Source organism: Paenibacillus sp. SEL3 (genome assembly GCF_054602585.1).
Genome location: NZ_CM137725.1, coordinates 4648275 through 4674512, shown reverse-complemented (window position 1 = coordinate 4674512; position 26238 = coordinate 4648275). Strand labels below are relative to the sequence as shown.

Sequence of the window (26238 nt, the reverse complement as noted above, 5' to 3'; positions counted from 1 at the left end):
TTCATTTAAGTAAAATTCTTTACTTCCTTAGTTTGTAATGCTACAGTAAAATCACAATACTAAATGTTTAGTATTAAAAGTTTATTATTAAACTATATGGAGGAGATATTATCTTGAGTACAACACGTGTGATGGTTCTTGGGCTCTTGCTGCAATATGGAGCAATGTCAGGATACGAAATACAACAGAAAATGCAATCTGCACAAACGGATAAATGGGCTTATGTGCAACCAGCTTCCATATATCATGCCTTAAAAAAAATGGATTCAGAAGGAATTGTACAGTTAGAAACGTTAGAACAGACAGGGAACCGGTCCAAAGCTATATATGCTATCACGGAGGCAGGAAAGAGTGAGTTTAGTCGGCTTTTAATCGAATCATTTAAGGAATCTTCTGTTGTATTTCCAACAGCACTGTACACAGCTTTAACCTTTATGGATGAGGCTGGGCTCCATGAAATTGAAGAAGCTTTAAGTTTTCAGCAGCAAGCCGTCGAAAAAATCTATAGAGAAATGAAATTAGGGCAAGAACAAAAAGCTGAACTTATGGATATCCCTGTAAACGTTATGTTAATTTTCAGAAATATTTATGATCAATGTGAGCTTCAATTAAAATTTGTCAAACAAATTAAAGAGGAAATCAGAAGAAATTTATGAGGAGGATGTAATAATGAAACTGAGTAAAGGAGCACAAAATAAGCAAAAAGCTGCACTAATGGTTGTCGGATTAGCTGTATTCATTGATATGTTAATCTATGGATTAGTCGTTCCCATTTTGCCAAGGTATGCAGATTCTTTGGGCGCAACTCAAACTGAAATCGGATTTTTATTCAGCAGTTATGCAATCGCATTATTTATAGCTACACCTGTTTTTGGCCTATTAACGGATCGGATTGGGAGAAAGACACCTCTATTATGGGGGTTAATTGGACTCATAGCCTCCACTTTAATGTTTGCCATAGCCCACACTTTCTGGCTACTTGTAGTGGCACGCGCTCTTCAGGGAATAGCAGCCGCAATGACCTGGACAGCAGGACTCGCTCTCTTGGCTGATCTATACCCTTCTGAAGAACGTGGTAAAGCTATGGGCTTAGCATTATCCGGTCAAGCCGCCGGAACCCTTCTCGGACCGACAATTGGCGGTTGGTTGTATCAATGGGGAAGTTACCAGCTTCCTTTTTACTTTGCCATCTCCTTGGCCGTCATCGATGCTATACTTCGACTAATTCTCCTGCATGATATTCCGGAAGCGAAAAATGAAAAGTATATTTCCCCTTTCTCGTTCATGAAAAATAAAGATTTGCTTTTGGTTATTGGAGTGGTGATTATCGGTGCATCCATCCCAAGCGTACTTGAGCCAACATTACCGTTACACCTACAGCACAATTTTAGCGCTAACCCAGGACTTATTGGATTATTATTTGCTATTCCCACGCTTGCTTATGGCCTAGCAACACCTTTTATAGGACAGTTTTCTAGTAAAATCGGCTATAAAAACGGAATTCTCCTCGGTCTACTTATGGTATCCATTGCACTTCCTCTGACTGCACTTCCAGCAATATTATCGCTTCAAGCTGTTATTTTAGCTGTTTTAGGGGTTAGCATGGGTATGGTCCTTGCTCCCTGCTTACCTCAACTTGCTGATATCTCTCAACGAAGTGGAATTCATTCTTATGGAATTACTTTTGCACTCTATAACACGGCATACTCGATTGGCCTAATGATCGGCCCTATTTTGAGCAGTACTCTCACGGATCTAATGAATATTAAGTTCTCTTATTTAATCATAGGCATTATTGTATTTATATACATGTTCGTACTCGCTTCAACCTTAAGGAAAGCCAAAAATTCATATCCCCATAAGAAATAAAACATTTTATTACATATTTTTACACCACAGAGCATTCCAGTCCCTGAAAAAAAGGTATCCCTCAAGCTTATCGCTCAGGAATACCTTTTTTTGATCCATCTATGGCTTGACATGCTCTACCTTCATTTGCGCCTCAAGCGCAAGATTTAGCTTGAGCACGTTGACACGCGGCTCGCCGAACACGCCGGCGCTGCGGCCTTCTGTCTGCTCCTGCACCAGTGCTCTCAGTTGATCCTGCGGGATACCCGTCAAGCCGCTAATGCGCGGAATTTGCACCCATGCCGCCTGTGGCGAGATGTGTGGGTCCAGACCGGAGCCGGAGTTCGTAATCAGGTCCACCGGAACCTGACTAACGGGCACATCCGGGTTATGCTTCTGCCAATCCGCAATAGAGTCCTTGACTCGCTGTATCAAGGCCGGATTCGACGGTGCGTAGTTACTAGAGCCTGAACCAACCCCATTATAATCAACGCTCGATACCCGACCTTGAAAAAACGCCGAATCAGTGAAAGACTGCCCAATCAGTTCGGAGCCGACCACCCGCTCCTCCGCGTCACGAAGCATACTGCCGTTTGCTTGCTGCGGAAACAGAACCTGCGCTATTCCTGTACTGGCTATCGGATATGCCAAACCGCACAAGAGAATCATCAGCACCGAAGTTCGCAAAGCCACTCCAATAACTGTACTTCCTCGCATCTCTTGTCTCTCCGGTTTTCCTTCCGACACAGTCCCGGTCCCTGTATGTTTGTTATGACCTTGTCCGCCAGATTCAGCTTTTTCGTGTGCAGCAAATCTGCGTCCAGACATCATCCGATAAAAACCACTCATGTCGTTCACCCTTTCTGCGCTAAATCCACAAATGCACCAGCAAATCAATGGCCTTTATACCGACAAACGGTACGACCATACCGCCCAGACCGTAAATCAGCAAATTCCGTCCCAGCAGGCGATCCGAGCTCATCGGCTTATACTTCACGCCCTTCATGGCCAGCGGAATCAAAAGCGGAATAATAACCGCGTTAAAGATCAACGCCGACAAAATAGCGGACAGCGGGGAGCCAAGCCCCATGACGTTCAAAGCGCCCATTTGTGGAATGGCTAGCATGAACATCGCCGGGATGATGGCAAAATATTTGGCAACATCGTTCGCAATGCTGAACGTTGTCAATGCTCCGCGCGTCATAAGCAGCTGCTTGCCGATCGCGACCACCTCAATAATTTTGGACGGATCGGAATCCAAGTCCACCATATTAGCCGCTTCTTTGGCCGCGACTGTGCCGCTATTCATGGCAAGACCTACATCGGCTTGCGCCAACGCAGGTGCATCATTGGTGCCGTCTCCAGTCATGGCAACCAGCTTACCCTGTTCCTGCTCACGTCGGATAACCGCGATTTTGTCCTCCGGCTTGCTCTCAGCTACAAAGTCGTCCACACCCGCTTCTCGAGCAATTGTAGCTGCTGTCAGCGGATTATCTCCGGTACACATGATCGTACGGATACCCATTTCCCGGAGCTGATCAAACCGTTCCTTCATGCCTGGCTTCACTGTATCCTTTAAATAAATAATACCGTATATCTGATCATCTAGCGCGACTGCCAACGGTGTACCTCCTTCAGAGGCTACCTGATTCGCTTTTTCCTCCAGATCGGCTGGAACACTGCCATTTTGCGATACGACCCATTGCCGAACGGAATCCACTGCGCCCTTGCGTACCTTTCGTCCATCGGCCAGATCCAGACCACTCATCCGGGTCTCCGCCTTGAATTCGATAAAGGTTCCACCTGCCGCCAAGGATTCATCCAACGTATGCTCCTGTTTGCGCATCAACTCGAGAACCGAGCGACCCTCTGGCGTCTCATCCTTCATAGAGCTAGTCGCTGCCCACTTCACTAGCTCTGCCTTCTCCACGCCCTCTACAGGCACGAATTCACTCGCCATCCGGTTCCCGAAGGTGATTGTACCTGTTTTATCCAGAATCATCGTGTTGATATCCCCAGAAGCTTCTACCGCCTTGCCTGACATGGCTAGCACATTAAACTGGGTGACCCGGTCCATACCGGCAATCCCGATGGCTGACAACAGTCCTCCAATCGTGGTTGGAATCAGACAGACTAGCAACGAAATCAGCACAGGAACAGGCAAATCAATGTTAAAATGACGGGCAATCGGCGCTAGCGTAACTACCACAATTAGAAAAATAATCGTCAAGCTAATCAGCAAAGTGTTCAGCGCAATCTCATTCGGCGTTTTTTGCCGCTGAGCGCCTTCCACGAGCGAAATCATTTTATCAATAAATGTCTCGCCCGGCTCTGTCGTAATCCGCACCTTAATCCGGTCACTAACCACTCGCGTTCCGCCGGTTACCGAGCAAAAATCACCACCCGATTCCTTGATGACCGGAGCCGATTCTCCCGTAATTGCAGATTCATCCACCGAAGCCAAACCTTCAATGACCTCACCATCGCTTGGAATCATTTCACCCTGGGAGACAATAACTACGTCCCCCTTACGCAACTCGGTTGAGCTAACCACCTGAATGTCATTTCCGACGAGCTTGTTAGCTTGCGTGTCCTGCTTGGATTTTTTTAAAGAGGCAGCTTGTGCCTTACCCCGCCCCTCCGCGAGCGCTTCGGCAAAGTTGGCAAAAAGCAACGTAAACAACAGAATAACAAACACGGCCAGGTTAAAGCCTATTTCCTTGTCAGTTCCAAAATAACCGGGAAACAGTAACATTAGCAGCACGACCAATGTACCGATCTCCACGACGAACATGACAGGATTTTTCATCATCATCATCGGATTTAATTTTATAAAGCTATCCTTGATCGCATGCTTCAAGATGCTTCTGTCCAGCATGTGTTTGCGTTGTTCCTTCATGGTCAAACACCCCGTTCATCCATTCTCATTTTCTTCTTCACATGGTCAAAAATTCAGCAACAGGTCCCAATACGATGACAGGTAAAAAGGTCAACGCACCAATCAGCAGCACGACTCCGATCAGAATGGCTCCAAATAACTTGTTGTCCGTGCGCAGTGTCCCCGTCGTCACCGGAGTCGGCGCTTTGGCATTCAACGAAGCCGCCACAGCCAACAATGCAATCATAGATACATATCGCCCGAAGAACATAACCATCCCCGTTGTTACATTCCAGAATACGTTGTTATCTGAAATACCTTCAAACCCCGAACCATTATTTGCGGCAGATGACGCATATTCATAGAGCACCTGAGTCAACCCGTGATAGCCAGGGTTAGTGACCGCATCATATCCCCAATGACTCATAAACGCAAGCGCAGTTGGGGCGAGAATGAGAAACGGATGTACCAAAATGGCAATGGCGATCAGCTTCATTTCCTTGCCTTCAATTTTCCTTCCCATAAATTCCGGAGTTCTCCCGACCATCAGTCCGCATATAAACACACCCAGAATCGCATACATCAGCATATTCATCAGCCCGACACCCTTGCCGCCAAAAATGACGTTTAGCATCATTTCTCCCAAAGCAGCCATGCCACCTAGCGGGGTTAGTGTATCATGCATATTATTGACCGAACCTGTCGTTGCCGCTGTTGTGACCGCAGTGAATAAAGCCGATTGTCCAATACCGAAACGAACCTCTTTCCCTTCCATGCTTCCCTGAGAAGCATCCACACCCAGTGTCTGGATTAACGGATTACCTGTCTTCTCAGACACATACGTAATGGATAGAAAAATTAGAAACAATACCATCATGGAGCTAAAAATAATCCAGCCCTGCTTACGATTACGGGCAAACAATCCAAAGGTATACGGCAACGAAGCCGGCATTACCCACATTGCCAAAATTTCCAGCACGTTCGTCCAAGGACTTGGATTCTCAAAAGGATGCGCAGAGTTAGCTCCCGCATAACCGCCTCCGTTCGTCCCCAAATGCTTGATGGACTCCAGAGAAGCAATAGGTCCCATAGAAATTTGCTGTTGTGTTCCGCTAAGCGTCGTAAGATCCGCCGTAGGCTGTAGCGTCTGTGGTATCTTCAATCCCACCAGCACCAGCGTAAGCACAAAGGCCAGCGGCAGGAAAATCCTTATAATAGCTTTAATAAAATCTTGAAAGAAATTGCCCATCCCTTCACCGCGCCGCGTCAATCCTCTCATAAAAGCCGCAGCAACCGAAAAACCGGAAGCAGCCGAAGTGAACATCATCATCGTGACGAACGCCATCTGTGTCAGATACGTAAGCCCGCTTTCTCCGCTATAATGTTGGAGATTCGTATTCGTCATAAAGCTGATTACCGTATTAAAAGCTAGTGATGCTTCCATATTACTGTTTCCAGCCGGATTACCGGGAAGCATTCCCTGTAAACGCAACAGCAAGTAGCTGATTGCCACAAGCACGACGTTCGTAGCAATGAAACTCATAACATACGTAGTCCAACGCATGCTCTCCACTTTCTTCAAGCCTACTACCTTATAAATCAGCTTTTCTGTTCTGCCAAAAATCCGATCCGTCCGATTCGGTTCATTCGAGAATACATGATACATATATGTACCCATTGGCTTTACCAAGAGCAGCAATATAACGATCACAATTCCAATTTGAAGCAGCTCCATCCTCTATTCCTCCTTCAAAATGCTCCTGCGTTTGGAACAACAGACCCGATTAGACCATCTATGAAGTGCACACGTTTGCGAAAACCTGCTACCAATGATGCTTTAATGCTCAGATCTGTTGTTCTTCGCCCGCTCTATCCCTACAAGTGACTAGAACTTTTCAGGGTTCAGGAGTGCGTAGATTAAATACATAAACACAATAGCCGTAAGCCCGAGTATAACGATCATCCTCTTCGTCCTCCTTTAGAGGTCTGCGCATCACACCAGCGTACAAACAGCAGTATCACTCCATAACTCACAGCCATGACGAGCAGCATGTATATATCCATCATGTTTATACCCTCCGTATCGATCCTCAGATCGCCATTCTTATTCCATCATAAAATCATAAAACAACTATGTCATAAGTGCTTATCCGTTCAGCAGAAAACCCACCTCTCCGTTCAATGTGTAGATCACATGGTCCGCTCCCAATCCCCGATAAATTCCTTGTGGATTACAGCCGTGTGTAATAACATAGATCGATTCCGATGTTAGTGGTCGACATATTTGCAGGAAACGGCAAGTCAGATTCAAGCTGTTCTCGAACAAATACACACTACCAATTTCTTTTTTTGGAAAATTCCATTTTCCCGCTTGCATGGTATTGATGCGGACAATGTGCTCCACACCCATTTTTTTGAGCTGTCGTTCCTCCTGGGCGCTATTCGTGAGAACTGCAAACGCCAATTTTTTGAAAATAAGCAATTTCACAAAACTTCTGCCCGCTTCATTCGGTGCAGTGACAATAATTAACCGACCTTCCATCAGTAGCTCCTCTCCCGGTATAAAAAGACAACAAAAAGAAGCCGAAGGAAAAAGGCTTTCCTCCGGCTTCTGACATATCCATGATAAAATAAACCATGGCTGCACACGGCGGTTTGTTGCCTCTCCCTGTACGCTTACGAGGTTAGCTGTCGGATTCGGACGTGAGAGTCGCCCTATTTCTGGCACTTGACCGGAAAATTCACCCCATGAGACACACGGCTTCCAAAGCCGTACAGTCTCGATTGGTTCCCCCGCTTTTGCAACTGCAAAATTCAGCGCTATAGACATTTCGTTGTTGCTTCATTCAAGTTAATTTGAAATTACGTCTTGAATCATACACCCGCGCATGGAAGACTGTAAAGCTCAACTGCAGGGTTATAAATCGGGCTTTAGAGCATAGAAGATTAATAATAACGCTTACAATGCAACTATGCTTCTCACATCTCCTTTAATCTCTGTTTTTCATCCCTTTTTGAAAATGACAAGCATGTCAATATTGGCGTAGGGTAAAGCGTTATTGGCCTTTTTTTGTAAAAAGAGAAGAAAATACGCTATATGTACCAGCTAAACACCGATTGAACCCGCTTTTATAAGAAGAAACACCTTAATTCGCTCCATTTGCGGTGCGATTTACTGTTTTGAGCAAAATACGATTTTACAGCGCCTGAAGGCTTTATACAGCTTTTCCAGGCTTGCAACCCTTCTTTAAATTGTCTAAAATTTAATTGCTGAATATTGAATGAGGAGAGATGCTATGACCGTTTATGAATATGATGCGCAAACCCTGCAAGGGAAACAAATTCCGTTATCCACATTTGAAGGGAACGTTCTTCTTATCGTGAACACTGCCAGCAAATGTGGGTTAACCCCCCAATACAAAGCGCTACAAGAGCTATATGACCAGTATCATGAACAGGGGCTCGAAATTTTGGGATTTCCCAGCAACCAGTTTGCCAAACAAGAGCCAGGTTCCAATGAGGAGATCTCCGAGTTTTGCCAGATCAATTATGGTGTCACCTTTCCGATGTTCGCCAAGACAGATGTCAATGGCGATCAAGCACACCCCTTATTTCGCTACCTGACCCAAACAGCTCCGGGGGTATTAGGGTCCAAAGCGATCAAATGGAATTTCACTAAATTCTTAATTACAAGAGAAGGTAACGTATTTAAGCGCTATGCACCGCAAACCACGCCAGATAAGCTGGCGGGAGATATAGAGAAGCTTTTGCAGCAAAACTGATATTCTTCATTATCACAGTTAATAAACGACCTGTTGCAACCGTGGCTTCCGTGGCTAAAGAATATAACGAAAAATGCTTAATAAAAAAAAGCATCCTTTCACGTAAACCGTGTCAGGATGCTTTTTTAACTAGATCTTGCATATAATGCGGTCGAGAGGACTCGAACCTCCACGGGCGTACGCCCACTACCCCCTCAAGATAGCGTGTCTGCCATTCCACCACGACCGCAAATCATAATGTATTGAGGCAACAGATTTATTATACTCTCTCATCAACTATTTGTAAACAAAAATATTATAATTATTTTAACTTACATATATGAGCGATAATAATACCGTCCTGCATAAAGATAACCGCTTGCTGAACTATGCATTAATGTTGCCCCCTTACGGATTATCAGAACCACCTAGCACTTAACTAAGTAATTAATTTGACGAAATAACGTATTTACGATTGTAAAAACACGTATAAAAGTGTATCATAGTTTCAGATGGTTAATTCTAACATGTTTACTGATGATTATTATAACATACCAATTATTCCGTAAGAATCCGTAAGGGGCGATTTCTTTTGAACAACAAAATGCCTGTCACCTCCTTCGGGTGGGCCATCAAACAACGGCTTGTCGAACTTCGACTGGATCAGAAAACATTTTGTGAGACACACAATATTCCGCCTTCACGCTTGTCCAATCTGATTCACGGCACCCGCAAAGCACAAAGGTACAGAAAACAAGTTGCTGCAATTCTGAACATCGACGATAACGATTATAAGGAGGCATCGCCACTCTAAATCCAACAAGCATTCCAGTTACATACAGGTCATTCCATATCACCAAGAAACCAAATAAACCCGTAAAGCGAACCCCTCCAGTTCGTTTACGGGTTTTCAACCCAGACAATCTTTAGCCAAAAAAATCATTCCGGCTTTGTTTTATCCTTCTCACTTTTTTGCTTACGATATTTCGCAAATTCAACATATTCTAAAATAAAATTCTGTTCTTCCGTCTCAAGATCTTCTGCCTGGCAATTCAATGGCCCCATCACTCCAAAAAAATAAGCAGCCTTCTGCTCCTGAAGTACGCCTTCTCCCGGCTTAATCCCTTTCATTAACCAATCGAGCGATACATTAAAAAAGTCCGAAATCTGAATTAAATGAGTGGTACCCGGCGTTGTTTTCCCCCTTCTCCAATCACCGAGATTCCCTGAACTGATTTTAAGCTTTTCACAAAATGCCTTCTTGGTCATTCCCCGATCTTTAATCAAAGCTTCAATCCGTTGATAAATAGTTTGATCTCCCAAAATGTTTCCCCTCCGAAACAGTAACTTTTTCTGAAATAATTTTCATTTTTCAGCCTTACTCATTAGTAATCCCCATTAAATCCTAAGCAACCATTACCCCATAGTAGAATTGCGCTGGTTTTTCTCTTTACGAAAGCGGGTAAATTCAATATACTCAAGTATAAAATTTCTTTCCGCCTCACTAAGCGGTTCCCCCTGGCAATTCAGTTGCCCTGAAGCGTCAAAAAAATAAGGGTCTTGCGACTCCTTTAGCACCTCACCCTGTATATCTCGACCCAGCATAATCCAGTCCAGACTCGCATCAAAAAAAGAAGCGATTTCAATGAGTTTATTCGTGCCCGGCGTCGTTTTTCCTCTTTTCCAATCCCCGAAGTTCCCTGTACTAATGCCTAACTGCTGGCAGAACGCCTTTTTCGTCATTCCCCGTTCCTTGATGAGTTCCTCGATGCGATGGTAAATAGATTGCATAGAAGTTCCTTCCTCCCTAGCAGGCTCTCAAATAACGATATCATGTTCTCTGTTCCCATTTCAAAGATCACGTATGCTAAAATTACCGAATTATGTATGTTGGTTTCCATTATACCACAACACGCAACAAAAACCGCCTGTTTTCCGAAGAAAGGGCGGTCTTTAAGCCAGTCCACTTACGCCAATCACGTAGCAGAGTTGTCGATTTTAAGTAAAATATGCTTCAATTCATTCAAAGTTTCACTCAGATGCAATAAATCTTCTTCTGGCAGATACACCAGTCTTTCTTGAATTTTATTGGAGAAGGTATGAAATACCTGTTCACAAAAAGCATCGCCTTCCTGTGTAATCGCCACATTCACGACTCTGCGATCCGAATCACACGACTGGCGGTCAGCCAACCCATGCTCCACCAGTTTGTCCAGAAGAGGAGTCATGTTCGGACGTGAGACATTGAGCTGTTTGGATAAATCAGATACCGTAGACGAACGTACTTCACGCAGGAGCATTAGCACCTGAAAGTTATTAGGCGACAAGTGTAATGGGAAATCGAGCGGACCGTAGGTGAAAAATTTCTTCTTCACAATCGGAAACAAGCCCAAAATATTTTCTGATATATTTCCTAACAGTTGAGTGTCCATATTTTTCACCGTCACTTCATAAGTTTATACTTATCATTCTATAACATTATGGCGTTATATTATACTATGGAATCATTATTTCATCATAATCATTACTTTATTACATCATTACACAAATAAAAAAAGCCTCTACCGCGAGAGACTTTTCCGTTCATTCCATTGATGCGGTCGAGAGGACTCGAACCTCCACGAGCGTACGCTCACTACCCCCTCAAGATAGCGTGTCTGCCATTCCACCACGACCGCATAACAAAATATAAATGGTGAGCCATGAAGGACTCGAACCTTCGACACCCTGATTAAAAGTCAGGTGCTCTACCAACTGAGCTAATGGCTCATGCTGTTCATCCAAGCTGTCCGCCATTAGACCAGACCTCAGGAATTTCCCTTAAGCATGCAACATGTAGTCTATAAAGACAACAATGACCCGTAGGGGATTCGAACCCCTGTTACCTCCGTGAAAGGGAGGTGTCTTAACCCCTTGACCAACGGGCCTTATTATTATGCGCCAACTTGGCGACAAAAAAGAGTATATCAAATAGAATAACAAATGGCAATACTTATTTTTGAAATTTTAAAAAAAGCAGTTTTTATCATTATAAAATGCATGTTCACTTACATTAACTTATCTATAATCATCTAATCCCTGAAAAATTATGATAAATGATTGCAATATCACTTATATTTACTTATAATCACTTACGAGATACCGAAATCATTATATATCAGAGGAGCTTTCTATGTATCAGGAAGAACGAATGTTAAAAATCGTTGATTACTTACAGCTTCACAAGCGTATTTCGGTGGATGATATTTGTGAAATTTTTAATGTTTCACGGGATACGGCCCGTCGAGACCTGGTAAAACTTGAGGAGCATCAAAAAATTATTCGCACCCGCGGCGGCGCCCTTCTCCCTAAACTGCATCACGATCCAATTGGAAATTATAACGAAAGACTGCTTACTGTATCTGAGGAGAAACAAGTGATCGGACAATTGGCTGCCAACATGGTACGAGATAGGGATCGTATTATATTGGATTCCTCTACCACCGTACAGGCGTGTGCAGAAAGACTGAATGTGCAGGAATGTTCGGTTATCACCAATTCAATTAATCAGGCTGACGTACTATCTGGAAAAGACGGTGTCTCCATTCATCTGTTGGGAGGCCGCCTGCAAAAAGAACACCGATATGTATATGGCTCGTCCGTAATCGCCACTTTGTCTCACTATTTTGTAGACAAAGCTTTTATCGGGATTGGAGGCATATCATCTCACGGACTAAGCCTGATTCATGAAGAAGACGGTATGCTGAAGCATCAGATGATGAAACAGGCGGATCAGGTGATCATCCTTGCGGACCATTCGAAATTCGGAATTAATTTCCCGTATCGTTTTGCTGATTTATCTGAAGTTAATATCGTGATCACCGATCGCTTGCCAGAACCAGAAATGCTGGAAATTTTGCAACATCATGATATTGAAGTTGTTGTCCCCTCATGAAATATGAAACTGCTTAGCTAGAACTCAAGATTTATCACAGAGATATCGAAAGACAGGAGTTGGAGAGAAATGAAACTGTTTGCGATTGATATGGATGGAACACTGCTGAACGAGGAAGGAAAAATAAGCAAAGTGAACGCGGAGGCTATACGCCAAGCACAAAAGCAAGGCGTTCAGGTGACAATTGCCACCGGTAGAGCCGCTTATGACGCCTGGACAAAGCTAGAGGAAGCAGAACTTATAACTCCCGTCATTGGAGCAAACGGCGCAACCGTACACGATGTGCATCGTCGTCAGTTAACCTCTACTCCTATGGGCCGCAGTGAAACGTTTGAAGTGCTGAGCTGGCTGCACGATAACGACTTTTACTATGAGGTCATGACAGACCGCGCTATTTATTCTCCACAAAACGGACATCAGCTACTTGCTGTTGAAATGGATCGATTGCTGAGCGCCAACCCGGATATTTCGCTAGATACATTATTACACGCAGCCGAAAAACAATATGAACAGACCGGACATACCCGCATCGCTTCATATGAGGACATTCCACTGGATGTAGAGATTTATAACGTGCTCTGTTTCTCCTTTGATCAAGCCAAATTGGATCGGGGCCGTGAGCGTTACCAAAGTTTTCAGGGCCTGAACATGGTCATCTCTTCAGACCGTAACTTTGAAGTCGAGCATAAGGACGCGTCTAAAGGTAATGCATTGCGTTATCTGGCGAATCATCTGAGCATTCCCATGCAGGAAGCTGTAGCGATTGGGGACAGTTACAACGATATCTCCATGCTGACAATGGCAGGAAGAGGCATTGCCATGGGCAATGCAAAAGACGACATTAAGGCCGTCTGCTCCGAAGTGACTCTGACTAATACGGAAGATGGCGTCGCTCATGCTCTGTTGAACATACTTAAGACAGTTGAGGCTGACACTGTGAAATAGAAGTCATTGGCTGCTTACAAGACAGGTTGACGTCGCTTCATGGCGTACGCAGCACGTTCGTCTCTCCATTTAAACGAATTTCAGTCCACCGTTATTTTCAAAGCAGATCTAGACAAAAAGGACGCTCGCAAGCATCATTACAATGCATACGAGCGTCCTTTTTCTACTTAAAATACCAACGGAGAGAGAGGGATTCGAACCCTCGCACCGCTTTCGCAGCCTAACCCCTTAGCAGAGGGTCCCCTTATAGCCACTTGGGTACCTCTCCATGGCTCCCCGAACAGGACTCGAACCTGTGACAACTCGATTAACAGTCGAGTGCTCTACCAACTGAGCTATCAGGGAACATTACTGTAAATTATCTTACAGTATGGTTAATTTACCATGATTCAGGGGGTGCCGTCAAGTGCCAACAGGCGAAGCTTACCTCCACATTTCCCACAGCGATATCGCTGAGGATTCATCTTACGCTTGCGCATATACTCCTGTTTACAGGAAACGCATACTAGCTTGTAACGATAAGGCTGAGGCTTACGTTCCGTTCTTCCCGGCAGAGTCTGACAATGCCTGCTTCCTCCTACACGGGCCAACCATGCTTTGAAGTCAGCATCTCGATGCTGATAGCCCATCCCGCGCAAATGTAAATGATAATGGCACAGCTCATGCTTAATAATTTTCTCCACCTCAGAACGTCCGTAAGCTGCGAGTTGATGTGGATTAATTTCAATATGATGACTTTTCATAAAATACCTACCGCCTGTGGAAGACAGACGTACATTAAAGGTGGCTTGATGTCGAAACGGCACACCGAAGCTCTCCAGCGAAATGCGCTCTACCCATTCTTGAAGCTCTTCATTACTCATAGAATGGCTCATTGAATGGTTCATTGAATTGTTCAGGGACTTGGACTCCATCCTTACGGTCTCTCCTCCTTTGCTCCTTACTGACAAGCATATTATAAAATAACGACCGAAGTCTAACCCCCAATTCATAAGCACACTTTAGGTACCCACCCCATATGCTAAGCATACAGATGTAACGCAGAGGAGGAGATCGGCTTGCCTCAATGGCTCAGCAATCAGCTCATGCGGGCCTTTTACAAAAAGGACCGGCGCCAAATTAAACTGTTGAACGATTGTTGGTTTTTTTATCATAAAGCACCTGGCGTGGAGTTCGATGCCAACAACGGGTAAAAGCTAAAGGCATCCAAAATGAAAGCCGGAATCTCCGATGCAGTTCGGAGATTCCGGCTTTTGTTAACCCTTCACAAGAAGGTTGCACAGTTTTATTTAAAGTATTATGCCTGCGATTGCGCCTCTGCAGGAGGTTTCATCGTCAGACCAACCCTGCCTTTTTTCAAATCAACATTTAACACCCACACCGTTACGTTATCACCGACAGATACGACATCCATCGGATGCTTTACGAAGCCACTGCGCAGCTGTGAAATATGAACCAACCCGTCACTTTTAATACCGATATCGACAAACGCGCCAAAATCAATGACATTGCGGACGGTTCCCTGAAGCTCCATACCCGGTGCCAGATCCTCGATCTTCAGCACATCCTTGCGGAATACAGGTAACGGCAGCTCGTCACGCGGGTCACGGCCCGGACGCTGGAGACTGTCCAGAATATCCTTCAGTGTCGGCACGCCGACTTCCAGCTTCGCAGCTAGTTCGTCAATGTTGGACACGTTCAGTGCTTCCGTTGCAGCCTTGGTGCCCAGATCGTGGGCATCGATGGCCAGTTCCGCCAACAGGCGGTCTACGACAGCATAGGATTCAGGGTGAATCGGTGTGCGATCCAGCGGATTTTCTCCACCCGGTATACGGATAAAGCCAACAGATTGCTCGTAGGTTTTTGCACCAAGACGCGGCACCTTCTGCAACTGACGACGGTTGCTGAATTTACCGTTTTCCTCACGGTACTTAACGATGTTTTTGGCAATCGTCGCATTGATCCCTGCTACATAGGATAACAGCGCAGAAGAAGCCGTGTTCACATCTACACCGACATGGTTAACGGCTGATTCGACAACGTCCTTTAAGCTTTCATCCAGATGTTTCTGCGACACATCATGCTGGTATTGGCCTACACCAATAGCCTTCGGCTCAATCTTGACCAGCTCAGCCAGCGGGTCCTGCACACGACGTGCGATGGAAGCCGCACTGCGCTCGGCCACGTCCAAATCGGGAAATTCCTCCTGTGCCAGCTTGGAGGCAGAGTATACGCTTGCGCCCGCCTCATTGACGATCAGATACGCTAGACTGCTGTCACCAATGTCCGCGATGACTTCCGCTACGAATTGCTCTGTCTCGCGCGAAGCGGTTCCGTTACCAATGACAATCAATTCGATCCCGTATTGGGCAATCAGCTGCTTGAACTTTTCAGCAGCCTCGCGCTTCTTGTTGTTCGGTGGTGTCGGATACGTCACAGCCACTTCGAGCAGCTTGCCGGTGTCATCGACAACCGCCAGCTTGCAGCCTGTCCGATAGGCCGGATCGACACCGAGCACACGTCGGCCCTTGATCGGAGCCTGTAGCAACAGGCTGCGCAAGTTGCCTGCAAAAATGGAGATCGCCTGCTGCTCGCCCTTCTCCGTCATTTCAGCGCGCACTTCACGCTCGATAGACGGCGCGATAAGTCTTTTATACGCATCCTCAATGACACTGCGCAGCAGATCTTGCACGACAGACGATCCTTTAATCACTTGGCCTGCCACGTAATTGTAAATAGAATCTGGCACTACCTCCAGACCAACCTTAAGAATGCCTTCCCGCTCCCCGCGATTAATCGCCAGAATACGGTGAGGTGGCATTTTCTTAGCGAGTTCACGATAGCTGTAGTAGTTCTCATACACGGATTCTTGCTCTGCGTCCTTCGCTTCGGAGGTCAGCATACCATGGTCCAGCGTATATCGGCGTACCCATTGGCGAATAGCCGCATCATCCGCTATATTTTCAGCTAAAATGTCCAAGGCTCCTTGGATGGCCGCCTCAGCGCTGTCCACTCCCAGTTCCGCATTTACATAAGACTCGGCTTCTTTCAGAGCATCGCCCTGCTTCGGCTGGCTCCAGATCCAGATGGACAGCGGCTCCAGTCCCCGTTCCTTTGCTACACTGGCGCGGGTTTTGCGCTTTTGCCGATACGGACGGTACAGATCCTCCACTTCCTGAAGTTTAACCGCAGAGGTGATAGCCGCCTGCAGGTCTTCCGTCAGCTTGCCCTGCTCATCAATAATGCGGATGACCTCTACCTTACGATCCTCCAGATTACGCAAATACACTACACGATCTTCAATTTCACGTAGCTGATTTTCATCCAGCTCTCCTGTCATTTCCTTACGATAACGCGCGATAAAAGGAATTGTATTCCCTTCATCCAACAAACTGATCGTTGTCCGGATTTGCTTGAGTGCCAGCGACAGCTCTCTCGCCACTTGTTTGACAATCCGCTCTTGGCGTTCTGCTTCGTTCGGCTCCTGCCGGATTTCCGTCTTCGTTTCCTCGTTAGACAAACCTATCCCTTCTTCCTCACAACTCTTGTCATACAGCATGTCTTTCATTATCACAAAAAATGATTCAAAGCGCCAGCAGGTGCCGTTAGAGCAAGCCCTACCTGCATTTTTCATCAGACACGCAAAAGGACAGCGCCCAAGCGCTGCCCTTTTCCCGTTTCACTCGTCGTTCCATCACGCTAAAAATCAATCAAACCGAGACTGATTTGTAGCGAATCGCTCACTTTGCGCATAGTTTCTTCATCTAAGTGGGTGATTTTGTCGGTAAGCCTTTGCTTGTCGATCGTCCGAATTTGCTCCAGAAGAACAACAGAATCACGATCAAAGCCATGCGTCGCCGCGTCGATTTCCACGTGTGTAGGCAGCTTTGCCTTCTGAATCTGAGCGGTGATAGCTGCCACGATCACGGTAGGACTAAACCGGTTGCCGATATCATTTTGAATGATCAGCACAGGTCTGACGCCACCTTGCTCGGAACCGACTACGGGTGAAAGGTCTGCAAAAAAAACGTCGCCGCGCTTTACGATCAATATGGATTACACCCCGCTAACTGTACGGCCCAAGGTGCTGTTTGCATCTTCCTCCGCGTGAAAGGCTTCGGATGCCATGGTCAAGTTAATTTTAGCCATTTCCATGTATCCACGCTGCATAGCTTCACGAATGTAACGTTTTTTACGTTCGCCTACATACAGCTTCATGGCCTGCCTGATAAATTCACTGCGGTTGGAATTTTCCATAGCTACGATCCCGTCCACTTCCTGTAAGAGATGATCTGGCAAACTGATCATTATTCTTTTGGTGTTCTGCAAATTGGCCAACTTCTCTTCCACCCCCAAAACCTTGTCGCCATTGTACCATTATAACGTTATTCCCGGTAATTTATTCAAACGGAATACAAGAATGTATATGATATTCGTATATCATCTATGCTGCATTCCATTATAAACTACGCAGTTCGTTTTCGTACAGGCGTTTGATCCCCGAAATACAAGTGTCAGCGGAGCCTGATGCGTCTTTTGACAGTTATAGCGCTCTTTTCTTTCCTTTATACATATTTCGGGACGTTCTGCGAAAACTCCTGCTTTTATTCGGTAATTTGCGTTATGAAATTAATTCCAGTGGGTTGGAAGAAGCGAGTTCACTCGAATAACAGGAACATGACCTCGTGTGTATACACGCGGTACCCTGTCTGCGATCATGCAGATCACCTCATAGTGGATCGTACCAAGCTTGGATGCCAGCTCATCCGCCGCGATAGTTTCGCCGGACTGCTGACCGATGAGAACAACCTCTTCGCCGGTTTGGATTTCTTCCGCATCTTCTGCGAAAGATTGTAAGGATACCATACACTGGTCCATGCAAATCGTGCCGAGTACCGGGACGCGGCGACCGCGTATCAATACTTCGATCTTCCCACTCAGCATGCGGGAGTATCCATCCGCATAGCCGATTGGCAGTGTACCGATCCGTTCTTCACTGGAAGTCACATACCGGGTGCCATAGCTAACTCCCCAGCCGGGAGGAAGCGTCTTGGTATAAACCACCGCCGTCTTCAATGACAATACAGGCAGCAGTTCAATGGCTTGCCGGTTAACCTCATCAGACGGATACAGACCGTATATACTGATACCAATCCGCACCATATTGGGGGAAAGAGAAGGGGTATCAATGGTAGCGGCGCTATTGGCCGTATGTATAATGGGAATGGTGATACCTTGTTCCCTTAGCGCTTCCGCCACGCCCCGAAACCGATCATATTGTAGCAGTGTATAGCTTTTGTCTTCTTCATCCGCGCGGGCAAAATGGGTGTACATGCCTTCCAGCAGCACCTGCTCTAATTCGTGAGCCTGCCGGACAAAAGCCATAGCCTCTTCTCCAGGCAGCAAACCCAGTCTTCCCATGCCGCTGTCTATTTTGATGTGCACCTTCAGCTTGCGTTCATTTCCTTGGCAGTCCAGTCTGCGGATACCCTCCAGCACTTCTTCACTGAACACAGTCAATGAGATATCATGCTCCCAAGCCGTTTGTACAGCTTCCGGTGGGGTATAGCCGAGTACAAGAATCGGTAGCTGAACCCCCGCATGACGAAGCTCCAACGCTTCATCCAGAAAAGCGACGCTCAAATAATCCGCACCAAGGCGTTCCAATTCCTTTGAAATTTCCACGGCACCGTGTCCGTAGGCATTAGCCTTGACACAGACCAGTATCAGCTTATCCGCTGGCAATGCCTTGCGAAAAGCTTCATAGTTGGCGCCAAGGTGATCCAGGTTGATTTCGGCCCGGGTCGATCTGTATTGTGCTTGCAAATCCAGTCACCTTCTTCAATTGTTAGCCTGTAACATAACCTTTACCATTCGGAGTGTGGCAAAAGTGCTTGCTTCCAAAGGTTAATGGTAATGTTCAAAAACGTGGCTGTCAATGGCAGGGGGGCTTTACCAGCCTCCTCTACCATCTCTACAATAGAACAGGATATACAAGCGATGCACATCTTAGACTGCGAATGAACAAAAGACGGATACGGGCGGCAGCAGAGCATTTTTACACTCTAGACCGTCTGCATCCGTCTATAAAATTTTATTTACCCGATTGATCCTGTATAGAAGCGGCAATTTGTATCATTTCGCTCACAGGCAGGTCAGCACTGGTGATTCTGAACTCGATTCCGTCATTCATCCAGGTCATCGTCTGCTGTTCGCTTCCGGTCAGCACGGCGAAGCTTCCTCCAATATCAACCAGTTCGCCTGCGGCCAGTGCGACCGCCCGATCTTTTGGACGTGCCTCCACAATGGTATAATTATATGTTCCACTATACCGCAGCATCACGGCATGTGTACCATTATCCTCCAGCTCCGGCGTATCCTTGATCTGTACTCCGGCTGGCGTGTAGGACGGTTCGATCAAGCCGAACTCACCCATCACAGCTTCTGCCGCATCCGTTCCCGCTGACGTTCCGTTTGCGGCATCCGATGTGCCCGGGGTTTGTTGCTGCGCCTCTGCGTTGGCTGCTTTGTCCAGTTTGGACGTATCGTTTGTGGCAGTACCGTCCACCTTGGCTTCTCCTGACGGTTGCTGGACTGCATCCCCTGCTGTCCCCTGCTCTTGTCCGGGTTCGCCAGTCGTCACGCCAGTCGTCCCATCCATCGCACCGGAAGGATCAAGCTGACTGCTGGGATCTACTGCTCCGGAAGATGGCGCCCCTGCGCTACCTGTACTCGTCTTACCTGAAGCCATATTCCGCTCCATATCAAAAGAGTCCTTGTCAAACTTCGTATCAAAAGCAAATTGATCGAATTTCAGATCAACAACTACCTTGGCATTCGCATCAGACACCTGTACCTGAGTGGGTGCATAGTCATTTTTGGACAGCCATATCTTTTGTCTCACCAGCGCATGGCTGTTGTAATTCGCTGCCACATCAAACACATAGGATTTATCGTCGGTAGCCAACTGACGGGAGGCATCGCCGATAATGCTGCGAACCAACGTTTCATATAAATATACTTGACCCTGATTGTTTGGCCAGTCGCTTTTGAAACGGAAGCTTTTGTTCAGGCTGGGTGTTAGCACAAATACACCCTCATCATTACGAAGCACAATTTGCGTAACATCCTTTTTCTCGTTCGTCATGGCAATTCGGTAATAGGACGGCTTGCGGTAGGAAATATCCACCTTGTATTCCTGCGGCGTGTCGCCGGTATGCAGCGTCATCAAAGCTGTACCGTGGTAGCTGTTCAGGTCGCTCACCACGTCACTCAAATCTTTAACCACATCGTCCGCGCTCTTCTTGCCGCACCCGGCCAGCAGCAGCGTTACACACATGACCATGGCGAGCATCCATGAAATCCGGCGCATGTCATCAACCCCTTCAGCACATGTTTTAAATGAATTAGTACATGTCTATGAAGGACTTGTTCGATTTATGCAGACTGGCATGACAAGCTTGAACGTATCCTTGCGTAATGCTATAAAATCTTTTGGAGAGTGATCATAAATTCATACAGAAAATAAATCGAAAAACCGATCAAAACCACGCCTGCACCGATCGTAACCCACTTGATAGCGGTTCGATTCATGGCTTTCCGTGTTGTGGCTACGAGGGTCATCAAGCCTAAATCATGGATAAGAATACCAAACAAAATACCTAAGCCAACAATCAAGAATTGACTTGTATTTGACCGATCAAATGAGCTTGCCAGCACAGTTCCAAAAACACTCACCCAGAACACTAAATTTCCTGGTGAAACAGCTACAAGCAGCCCATTTTTATAGGAAGAAAATAATGATTTCGTCTTTTTCTCTCCTTCTAGCGCAATATCATGATCTGCATTTTTAATGCTGTCGTACCCCACGTAGCACAAAAAAAGGGCTCCAACGAACCACATAATCACTTGTACCACAGGTAATGACAAGACTGAGGCCAGACCAAAATACAAGCCAGTAATTAATAACAAATCGATGGTCATCCCCCCAAGGCCCACAATCCAACCATGCATGAATCCATTCTTTAGCCCTTGCTTCGTCATTTCAACCGTAATTGTACCTACAGGTAGTGCTATAGAGAAACCTAGTAAAACATATGTAATAAACAATGCCATTTCAAAACCCCTTTCAAATGTATAAAAATGATATTCTATACCATAAAAAATGACAAATCAATAAAATTTGAAGAATGAAATGAGCTAAGAACACCTGAGACTTATTTTGTACAAAATCGGATTCATTGACCAAGTTTGTCCATTGAGTATTGAGGGTTCAGCGCTTATCATAGCTTTTGTGATAATAATTCTCATTTGCAAAATTCAGAATCATTCTATTATACGGAGGTTGCTATGACCAACAAGAACTCGACAATCAACAAAAAATCCACTCGACCATACACTGCTCTCATCTGCCTATTCTTTCTTATGGGGGCATTGCTGCTGGGATGCGGCGCGTCTGACAATCAGAGTGCAAGCAGCAACACAACAGCATCTACAAAAACATCGGAAGCTGCCACAACTCGTGACTACACAGACTATAAGGGACATACAGTGAATATTCCCACGACTCCTGGGCGCATTGCTTACTTTGGAGAAAACTATGGGGATTTATTGGTTTTAGGCGTACAAGCTGTAGGTACATCGACTTCTATGATTGAAGGCAAGGTTTACGAAAAGCAGGTTCAGAACGTGGCCGACCTGGGGTTCCCGATTAATTTGGAAAAAGCCTTGGAACTACAGCCCGACCTGATCATTACCGCCGATACAGATGAAAAACAATACGCAGCGTTAACAAAAATTGCACCTACAATCATGTTCGATACCTTTGCTCCGTTAAACGAACGTTTGCTGCATCTCGGAGACATTGTGAACAAGAAAAAGGACGCTGAAGATTGGCTTGCCCAATATAAAATAAAGGAAGCGGAGATGTGGACCAAACTTCACGCAGAAGGTGTTAAGGCGGGGGAAACAGCTTCAGTCTTTACCTACTATCCAGGTGACCGTTTATTCGCAATGGGACGGACCGGACTATCACAGATACTGTATGAAAAGAATGGTTTCAAACCTACCCCTCCTATCCAGAAAGCACTGGATGAAGACAAAGGATTTGTACAAATATCTCAGGAAGTGATCGGACAATACGCTGGAGATCGGATTTTTATACTAAGAACACCAAGTTCAGAAGCCAAACAATCCACCGAACAGTTAATGAAAAGCAAGCTGTGGCTCCAGCTTCCTGCTGTCAAACAGGGGCGAGTGTACATTCAGGATATTGGCAAAACCGAAAGTGATGCTTCCACTCGAGAATGGCTGCTGGAGGAATTGCCCAAGCTCATCAAATAAAATTGGAGAAGCCTATCAACACTTGTTGATAGGCTTCTTTTTTGTTGAACCTAAAGGAGGTATACTTATATACACATGATAACCATTCTCAATAAAAGGAGCAATACCGTGAACCAGTCTCCGTCGTCCATATATCCTCTCCCGTTCAGCTCATTGCTTTTTCATTTTAAAGAAATTGCGTTAGTTGGTGAGCCTACCGATGAATTATTATCACGTCCCAATTCATATCACTGTCTGCTTATGTTCATCTGTGGGACAGGGAGGGTGGACATTGGCCCAGAGCAGTATCTATTCCATACAGGTCATAGGTATTGGCTAGCTCCAGGTGAATCCTATCAAATCGCTCCCCTGAATGGAACTGTACCTGAATACTACAAAATCACGTTTGAGGTCATCGCTTTGCCGTCGGAACCACAAGCGGACATGGTCTTGGCTGAACACGCAGCGCGCATGCCATCCCTATATCATGGAGCTGTCCTGCCGGAACCGCGCGAATACATCGTCTCCTCTTCTTCCTCCAAACTTATTCAGTTGATTGAAGAGTTATTTTATAGTACCCAACAAACGGTACAGCCGCATAACCAAACATCCGTATTACGGCAGCAAATCATGTTTCAAGAGTTGTTTTTGCTGTGGCAGGAAGATCACACCGATATTGATCAAAACAATACCTCTAATCCGGCATTGCCAGCATCGGTAGAAGGCACTCTCTCATATATGGAAAACAACTATGAAAAGCCCATTACCGTCAAGCAGCTTGCCGAGCAGGCGAACGTTTCCATATGGCAATACTCGCAAATGTTTCGTAAAATTACAGGCAAAAAGCCGCTGCATTACCTCACTGAGCTGCGCTTGAATCATGCCAAGCGGCTGCTGCTGGATTGCAAACGGCCTTTACGTGAAATAGCCCGTCAGGTTGGTTTCTCTGACGAATATTATTTTAATCGACGGTTTAGGCAAATGACCGGGATTCCCCCTGGCAAGTACGCACTTTCTGTCTCCGGTTCTGTGCGCGTCAAGGATTGGACGGGCCACCATATTCATATTCCGCGCCGAGCAAGCCGCATCATCTATCATGGAGAAACGATGGGCGATCTATTGGCATTAGGGGCCAAAGCCATCGGCGGAAGTCTGCAACTCAGTGAATACAGCGTCTATAAACATCGTCTTGTGAATGTCGCCGATGTAGGCCTTCCACTGGACACCCGCTTGACCAGTGCTCTTGATCCTGATCTAATTATCATCGCCAATTCGGACGAACAGGAATATAAGCGCATTGCCAGCATCGCCCCCACCGTCACCTTCAACTCCTTCGCCACGCTGGAGGAACGGATGCGTACACTTGGCGCCTGGCTCGGTAAGGAGCGGGAGGCCGAACGCTGGTTGTCTACCTTCAAAGCCCGTAATCTGGCAATGTGGCAGCAGCTCGGTACGCAAATCACAGCCGGAGAAACGGCCTCCGTCTTCATCTTCGATCATGGTGATCGGCTCTTTGTCATGGGTATGTCCGGATTCTCATCGGCCCTCTACCACCCCCAGGGCTTTCAGCCCGTTGAGCCGATCCAAAAGGTGTTCGACGAGGGACACGGCTTCGCGGAAATAGATCCGAACGAATTGCCTGATTACGCCGGGGACCGCATTTTTATGCTTGTCCCGACAGCCCCAGAATCCAAACGTACGCTGGAACGCATGATCAGCAGCCCTCTCTGGCGTAGCCTCCCTGCTGTACGTCAAGGTCGGGTATATTTCGTAGAAGCTGAACGCTGGAACTGGAGCGATGCCATAACCCGACAAAAGCTGCTTACTGCACTGCCCAAACTGCTTGGCACTTCATCCTGAGAAGCTGCCATTTTCTAAAGATACTACATTAGACCTTGAATGCTTCCATCTGCCTCCAGCGACATATGCTCAGCTGCTGGGGATTTGGGCAATCCTGGCATCGTCATAGTATTGCCTGTTTCCACGACCACAAAGCCTGCCCCTGCAGACAAAGCAACGCTGGACACGTGAATGGTAAAGCCTTCCGGTGCACCTAGCAGAGAAGGTTGATCTGAGAAAGAATACGGCGTTTTGGCCATGCATACAGGCAGTTGTCCAAAACCAAGCTGCTCCATACCGGCCAACACCCGTTTGGCCGCAGGAGTGTAAGCTACCTCTGCCGCACCGTAAATCTCCTTCGCAATAACACTAATTTTCGCTTGCAAATCAAGGGTATGCTCATACAATGGTGCAAAATGGGCTTTGTCCTCCTGGAGCAGGTTGAGCAGGCTTTGGGCCAGCTTTTCTCCCCCTTGGCTTCCCTGTGCCCACACCTGTGACAACTCTACGGGTACTCCCAGCTTGAGGCATTCCGAGAAAATCAGTTCCAGCTCGGCTTCGCTATCTGTTACAAAATGGTTGACCGCTACCAGTACTGGCACGCCAAACTTTTGCAAATTCCGTACATGCCGATTCATGTTGGCTAATCCAAGTTGCAATTGCTCCAGATTTTCTGCGTCCAGCTCATTTTTAGCTACACCGCCGTTATATTTCAGCGCTTTGGCGGTTACGACCAACAGAGCCGCATCTGGCTGCAAACCGGATTGACGGCACTTGATGTCAAAAAACTTTTCTGCCCCCAGCTCAGCCCCGAACCCAGCCTCCGTGACAACCACCTCTCCCAGCTTCAGGGCTAGCTTCGTACCGATCAAACTACTGCATCCATGCGCAATATTCGCAAAAGGTCCGCCGTGCACAATAACTGGAGTTCCCTCCAACGTCTGCACCAGATTGGGTTTCAATGCTTCCCGAAGCAGCACAGCCATACCTTCCACCGCATGTAGTTCCTCAGCTGTTACCGTTTCGCCATCTTCGTTATAACCAATCACCATCCGACCCAATCGCACTTTAAGATCGTCCATATCTTCACTTAAACATAATACGGCCATCACTTCTGAAGCCGAGGTAATCAGAAAACCACTTTCTCTCACTGCTCCATTACCTGACCCCAATCCGGTTACAATGTTTCGTAAACTCCGGTCGTTCATATCTACAGCGCGTTTCCACACAATCCGCTCGGGTTTCAACCGCAAAGCATTTCCATGAAATAAATGGTTATCGATCATCGCTGCCAGCAAATTATGCGCTGCCGAAATCGCGTGAATATCACCTGTAAAATGGAGGTTGATGTCTTCTGCTGGAACAATCTGGGCTTGTCCTCCCCCAGTTGCTCCTCCTTTCATGCCGAAGCAAGGGCCAAGGGACGGCTCACGTAACGCAGCAACGGTTTTATGCCCCAGCGCATTCAGCGCCTGCGACAGTCCAATGGTGGTCAGCGTTTTGCCTTCTCCCGCTGGCGTGGGGTTCATCGCCGTAACCAGCACCAGCTTTCCATTCGGACGATCCTTTAACTGCTCCCACAGGGACGGGTTCAGCTTTGCTTTATATTTTCCATACGTCTCTAGATGTTCTTCTTCAATTCCTGCTTCTTTGGCTATATCAATAATCCTCTTCATCTTTCGTTATGTACCCCCCGTTTTATAAGTCTGACC

24 protein-coding genes, 6 tRNA genes and 1 riboswitch are annotated in these 26238 nt (G+C 46.3%); of the genes, 9 read left to right on the top strand and 21 right to left on the bottom strand.

Going from position 1 to position 26238, the window contains the following annotated elements; translation table 11 throughout:
- Nucleotides 1-113 precede the first annotated feature (113 nt).
- Nucleotides 114-656, top strand: coding sequence for a PadR family transcriptional regulator (locus ACYCS5_RS21530; protein ID WP_340884729.1), 543 nt, complete (start codon nucleotides 114-116; stop codon nucleotides 654-656).
- A 13-nt stretch (nucleotides 657-669) separates the two neighbouring features.
- Nucleotides 670-1869, top strand: a complete 1200-nt coding sequence (locus tag ACYCS5_RS21525) for an MFS transporter (RefSeq protein WP_459760095.1) — start codon at nucleotides 670-672, stop codon at nucleotides 1867-1869.
- A gap of 99 nt (nucleotides 1870-1968) precedes the next feature.
- On the opposite strand, the gene kdpC is transcribed toward ACYCS5_RS21525, so the two are convergent.
- The 4 genes from kdpC to ACYCS5_RS21505 all read right to left on the bottom strand — a co-directional run bounded on the left by kdpC (nucleotide 1969) and on the right by ACYCS5_RS21505 (nucleotide 7268).
- On the bottom strand, nucleotides 1969-2697 hold the full coding sequence (gene kdpC / locus ACYCS5_RS21520; RefSeq protein WP_459760094.1) for a potassium-transporting ATPase subunit KdpC: 729 nt from the start codon (nucleotides 2695-2697) through the stop codon (nucleotides 1969-1971).
- 19 nt (nucleotides 2698-2716) lie between these two features.
- A complete protein-coding gene (gene kdpB, locus ACYCS5_RS21515) occupies nucleotides 2717-4747 on the bottom strand; it encodes a potassium-transporting ATPase subunit KdpB (RefSeq protein ID WP_459760093.1) in 2031 nt (676 codons plus the stop codon).
- 37 nt (nucleotides 4748-4784) lie between these two features.
- Complete coding sequence (gene kdpA / locus ACYCS5_RS21510; RefSeq protein ID WP_459760092.1) at nucleotides 4785-6461, bottom strand: potassium-transporting ATPase subunit KdpA; 1677 nt, start codon at nucleotides 6459-6461, stop codon at nucleotides 4785-4787.
- 411 nt (nucleotides 6462-6872) lie between these two features.
- The gene (locus ACYCS5_RS21505; protein ID WP_023987603.1) at nucleotides 6873-7268 is read right to left on the bottom strand and encodes a hypothetical protein; all 396 of its coding nucleotides are present in this window, start codon (nucleotides 7266-7268) and stop codon (nucleotides 6873-6875) included.
- A 115-nt stretch (nucleotides 7269-7383) separates the two neighbouring features.
- A riboswitch (cyclic di-AMP (ydaO/yuaA leader) is annotated at nucleotides 7384-7556 on the bottom strand.
- Nucleotides 7557-8022: 466 nt separating this feature from the next.
- Here ACYCS5_RS21505 and ACYCS5_RS21500 point away from each other — a divergent pair.
- The gene (locus ACYCS5_RS21500; RefSeq protein ID WP_029516350.1) at nucleotides 8023-8508 is read left to right on the top strand and encodes a glutathione peroxidase; all 486 of its coding nucleotides are present in this window, start codon (nucleotides 8023-8025) and stop codon (nucleotides 8506-8508) included.
- Between the two features lie 146 nt (nucleotides 8509-8654).
- Here the strand turns inward: ACYCS5_RS21500 and ACYCS5_RS21495 are convergent.
- Nucleotides 8655-8737, bottom strand: a tRNA-Leu gene (locus tag ACYCS5_RS21495).
- 342 nt (nucleotides 8738-9079) lie between these two features.
- On the opposite strand from ACYCS5_RS21495, the gene ACYCS5_RS21490 reads away from it, so the two are divergent.
- Nucleotides 9080-9301 (top strand): hypothetical protein, encoded by a 222-nt coding sequence (locus ACYCS5_RS21490; RefSeq protein WP_029516349.1) that lies wholly within the window; start codon nucleotides 9080-9082, stop codon nucleotides 9299-9301.
- A 125-nt stretch (nucleotides 9302-9426) separates the two neighbouring features.
- Here ACYCS5_RS21490 and ACYCS5_RS21485 read toward each other — a convergent pair whose 3' ends face one another.
- The 6 genes from ACYCS5_RS21485 to ACYCS5_RS21460 all read right to left on the bottom strand — a co-directional run bounded on the left by ACYCS5_RS21485 (nucleotide 9427) and on the right by ACYCS5_RS21460 (nucleotide 11414).
- Nucleotides 9427-9810, bottom strand: a complete 384-nt coding sequence (locus tag ACYCS5_RS21485; protein WP_013309253.1) for a helix-turn-helix domain-containing protein — start codon at nucleotides 9808-9810, stop codon at nucleotides 9427-9429.
- A gap of 93 nt (nucleotides 9811-9903) precedes the next feature.
- Nucleotides 9904-10278 (bottom strand): helix-turn-helix domain-containing protein, encoded by a 375-nt coding sequence (locus tag ACYCS5_RS21480; protein ID WP_318626934.1) that lies wholly within the window; start codon nucleotides 10276-10278, stop codon nucleotides 9904-9906.
- A 185-nt stretch (nucleotides 10279-10463) separates the two neighbouring features.
- Entirely contained in the window at nucleotides 10464-10919 is a 456-nt protein-coding gene (locus ACYCS5_RS21475) for a MarR family winged helix-turn-helix transcriptional regulator (RefSeq protein ID WP_023987598.1), read from the bottom strand.
- A 163-nt stretch (nucleotides 10920-11082) separates the two neighbouring features.
- Nucleotides 11083-11165 (bottom strand) — tRNA-Leu (locus ACYCS5_RS21470).
- A gap of 15 nt (nucleotides 11166-11180) precedes the next feature.
- Nucleotides 11181-11256 (bottom strand) — tRNA-Lys (locus ACYCS5_RS21465).
- A gap of 86 nt (nucleotides 11257-11342) precedes the next feature.
- Nucleotides 11343-11414 (bottom strand) — tRNA-Glu (locus tag ACYCS5_RS21460).
- 245 nt (nucleotides 11415-11659) lie between these two features.
- Here ACYCS5_RS21460 and ACYCS5_RS21455 point away from each other — a divergent pair.
- Nucleotides 11660-12421, top strand: a complete 762-nt coding sequence (locus ACYCS5_RS21455; protein ID WP_459760091.1) for a DeoR/GlpR family DNA-binding transcription regulator — start codon at nucleotides 11660-11662, stop codon at nucleotides 12419-12421.
- A gap of 69 nt (nucleotides 12422-12490) precedes the next feature.
- On the top strand, nucleotides 12491-13366 hold the full coding sequence (locus ACYCS5_RS21450) for a Cof-type HAD-IIB family hydrolase (RefSeq protein WP_029516346.1): 876 nt from the start codon (nucleotides 12491-12493) through the stop codon (nucleotides 13364-13366).
- Nucleotides 13367-13545: 179 nt separating this feature from the next.
- On the opposite strand, the gene ACYCS5_RS21445 is transcribed toward ACYCS5_RS21450, so the two are convergent.
- From ACYCS5_RS21445 to ACYCS5_RS21435, 3 genes are all read right to left on the bottom strand, one after another.
- Nucleotides 13546-13634 (bottom strand) — tRNA-Ser (locus ACYCS5_RS21445).
- Nucleotide 13635: 1 nt separating this feature from the next.
- Nucleotides 13636-13711: transfer RNA gene (locus tag ACYCS5_RS21440), tRNA-Asn, on the bottom strand.
- A gap of 44 nt (nucleotides 13712-13755) precedes the next feature.
- On the bottom strand, nucleotides 13756-14280 hold the full coding sequence (locus ACYCS5_RS21435) for a SprT family protein (protein ID WP_029516345.1): 525 nt from the start codon (nucleotides 14278-14280) through the stop codon (nucleotides 13756-13758).
- A gap of 144 nt (nucleotides 14281-14424) precedes the next feature.
- Here ACYCS5_RS21435 and cmpA point away from each other — a divergent pair, with 144 nt between their 5' ends.
- On the top strand, nucleotides 14425-14559 hold the full coding sequence (gene cmpA / locus ACYCS5_RS21430; RefSeq protein ID WP_007429337.1) for a cortex morphogenetic protein CmpA: 135 nt from the start codon (nucleotides 14425-14427) through the stop codon (nucleotides 14557-14559).
- Between the two features lie 104 nt (nucleotides 14560-14663).
- Here the strand turns inward: cmpA and ACYCS5_RS21425 are convergent, their stop codons facing one another.
- The 6 genes from ACYCS5_RS21425 to ACYCS5_RS21400 all read right to left on the bottom strand — a co-directional run bounded on the left by ACYCS5_RS21425 (nucleotide 14664) and on the right by ACYCS5_RS21400 (nucleotide 21481).
- Nucleotides 14664-16886, bottom strand: coding sequence for a Tex family protein (locus tag ACYCS5_RS21425; RefSeq protein ID WP_449291720.1), 2223 nt, complete (start codon nucleotides 16884-16886; stop codon nucleotides 14664-14666).
- Nucleotides 16887-17065: 179 nt separating this feature from the next.
- Nucleotides 17066-17416, bottom strand: coding sequence for a type II toxin-antitoxin system PemK/MazF family toxin (locus ACYCS5_RS21420; protein WP_007429335.1), 351 nt, complete (start codon nucleotides 17414-17416; stop codon nucleotides 17066-17068).
- A gap of 6 nt (nucleotides 17417-17422) precedes the next feature.
- Nucleotides 17423-17704 (bottom strand): CopG family ribbon-helix-helix protein, encoded by a 282-nt coding sequence (locus tag ACYCS5_RS21415; protein WP_007429334.1) that lies wholly within the window; start codon nucleotides 17702-17704, stop codon nucleotides 17423-17425.
- 291 nt (nucleotides 17705-17995) lie between these two features.
- On the bottom strand, nucleotides 17996-19192 hold the full coding sequence (gene alr, locus ACYCS5_RS21410) for an alanine racemase (RefSeq protein ID WP_039269622.1): 1197 nt from the start codon (nucleotides 19190-19192) through the stop codon (nucleotides 17996-17998).
- Between the two features lie 268 nt (nucleotides 19193-19460).
- Nucleotides 19461-20738 (bottom strand): outer membrane lipoprotein-sorting protein, encoded by a 1278-nt coding sequence (locus tag ACYCS5_RS21405; RefSeq protein ID WP_459760090.1) that lies wholly within the window; start codon nucleotides 20736-20738, stop codon nucleotides 19461-19463.
- Nucleotides 20739-20848: 110 nt separating this feature from the next.
- Entirely contained in the window at nucleotides 20849-21481 is a 633-nt protein-coding gene (locus ACYCS5_RS21400) for a LysE family translocator (protein ID WP_039269618.1), read from the bottom strand.
- Nucleotides 21482-21715: 234 nt separating this feature from the next.
- Between ACYCS5_RS21400 and ACYCS5_RS21395 the strand changes: the two genes are divergently transcribed.
- Both ACYCS5_RS21395 and ACYCS5_RS21390 read left to right on the top strand, forming a co-directional pair.
- The gene (locus ACYCS5_RS21395; protein WP_459760089.1) at nucleotides 21716-22708 is read left to right on the top strand and encodes an ABC transporter substrate-binding protein; all 993 of its coding nucleotides are present in this window, start codon (nucleotides 21716-21718) and stop codon (nucleotides 22706-22708) included.
- Nucleotides 22709-22816: 108 nt separating this feature from the next.
- Nucleotides 22817-24547, top strand: a complete 1731-nt coding sequence (locus ACYCS5_RS21390; protein ID WP_459760088.1) for an ABC transporter substrate-binding protein — start codon at nucleotides 22817-22819, stop codon at nucleotides 24545-24547.
- A 23-nt stretch (nucleotides 24548-24570) separates the two neighbouring features.
- Here the strand turns inward: ACYCS5_RS21390 and ACYCS5_RS21385 are convergent, their stop codons facing one another.
- On the bottom strand, nucleotides 24571-26202 hold the full coding sequence (locus tag ACYCS5_RS21385) for a formate--tetrahydrofolate ligase (protein ID WP_029516339.1): 1632 nt from the start codon (nucleotides 26200-26202) through the stop codon (nucleotides 24571-24573).
- Nucleotides 26203-26238: the final 36 nt, after the last annotated feature.

Excerpts from the sequence above, each read along its gene's own strand:
- ACYCS5_RS21525 (WP_459760095.1), top strand. The coding sequence starts at position 670 with ATGAAACTGAGTAAAGGAGCACAAAATAAGCAAAAAGCTGCACTAATG.
- kdpC (WP_459760094.1), bottom strand. The coding sequence starts at position 2,697 with ATGAGTGGTTTTTATCGGATGATGTCTGGACGCAGATTTGCTGCACAC.
- kdpB (WP_459760093.1), bottom strand. The coding sequence starts at position 4,747 with ATGAAGGAACAACGCAAACACATGCTGGACAGAAGCATCTTGAAGCAT.
- kdpA (WP_459760092.1), bottom strand. The coding sequence starts at position 6,461 with ATGGAGCTGCTTCAAATTGGAATTGTGATCGTTATATTGCTGCTCTTG.
- ACYCS5_RS21505 (WP_023987603.1), bottom strand. The coding sequence starts at position 7,268 with ATGGAAGGTCGGTTAATTATTGTCACTGCACCGAATGAAGCGGGCAGA.
- ACYCS5_RS21500 (WP_029516350.1), top strand. The coding sequence starts at position 8,023 with ATGACCGTTTATGAATATGATGCGCAAACCCTGCAAGGGAAACAAATT.
- ACYCS5_RS21480 (WP_318626934.1), bottom strand. The coding sequence starts at position 10,278 with ATGCAATCTATTTACCATCGCATCGAGGAACTCATCAAGGAACGGGGA.
- ACYCS5_RS21475 (WP_023987598.1), bottom strand. The coding sequence starts at position 10,919 with ATGGACACTCAACTGTTAGGAAATATATCAGAAAATATTTTGGGCTTG.
- ACYCS5_RS21455 (WP_459760091.1), top strand. The coding sequence starts at position 11,660 with ATGTATCAGGAAGAACGAATGTTAAAAATCGTTGATTACTTACAGCTT.
- ACYCS5_RS21450 (WP_029516346.1), top strand. The coding sequence starts at position 12,491 with ATGAAACTGTTTGCGATTGATATGGATGGAACACTGCTGAACGAGGAA.
- ACYCS5_RS21435 (WP_029516345.1), bottom strand. The coding sequence starts at position 14,280 with ATGGAGTCCAAGTCCCTGAACAATTCAATGAACCATTCAATGAGCCAT.
- ACYCS5_RS21405 (WP_459760090.1), bottom strand. The coding sequence starts at position 20,738 with ATGCGCCGGATTTCATGGATGCTCGCCATGGTCATGTGTGTAACGCTG.
- ACYCS5_RS21400 (WP_039269618.1), bottom strand. The coding sequence starts at position 21,481 with ATGGCATTGTTTATTACATATGTTTTACTAGGTTTCTCTATAGCACTA.
- ACYCS5_RS21395 (WP_459760089.1), top strand. The coding sequence starts at position 21,716 with ATGACCAACAAGAACTCGACAATCAACAAAAAATCCACTCGACCATAC.
- ACYCS5_RS21385 (WP_029516339.1), bottom strand. The coding sequence starts at position 26,202 with ATGAAGAGGATTATTGATATAGCCAAAGAAGCAGGAATTGAAGAAGAA.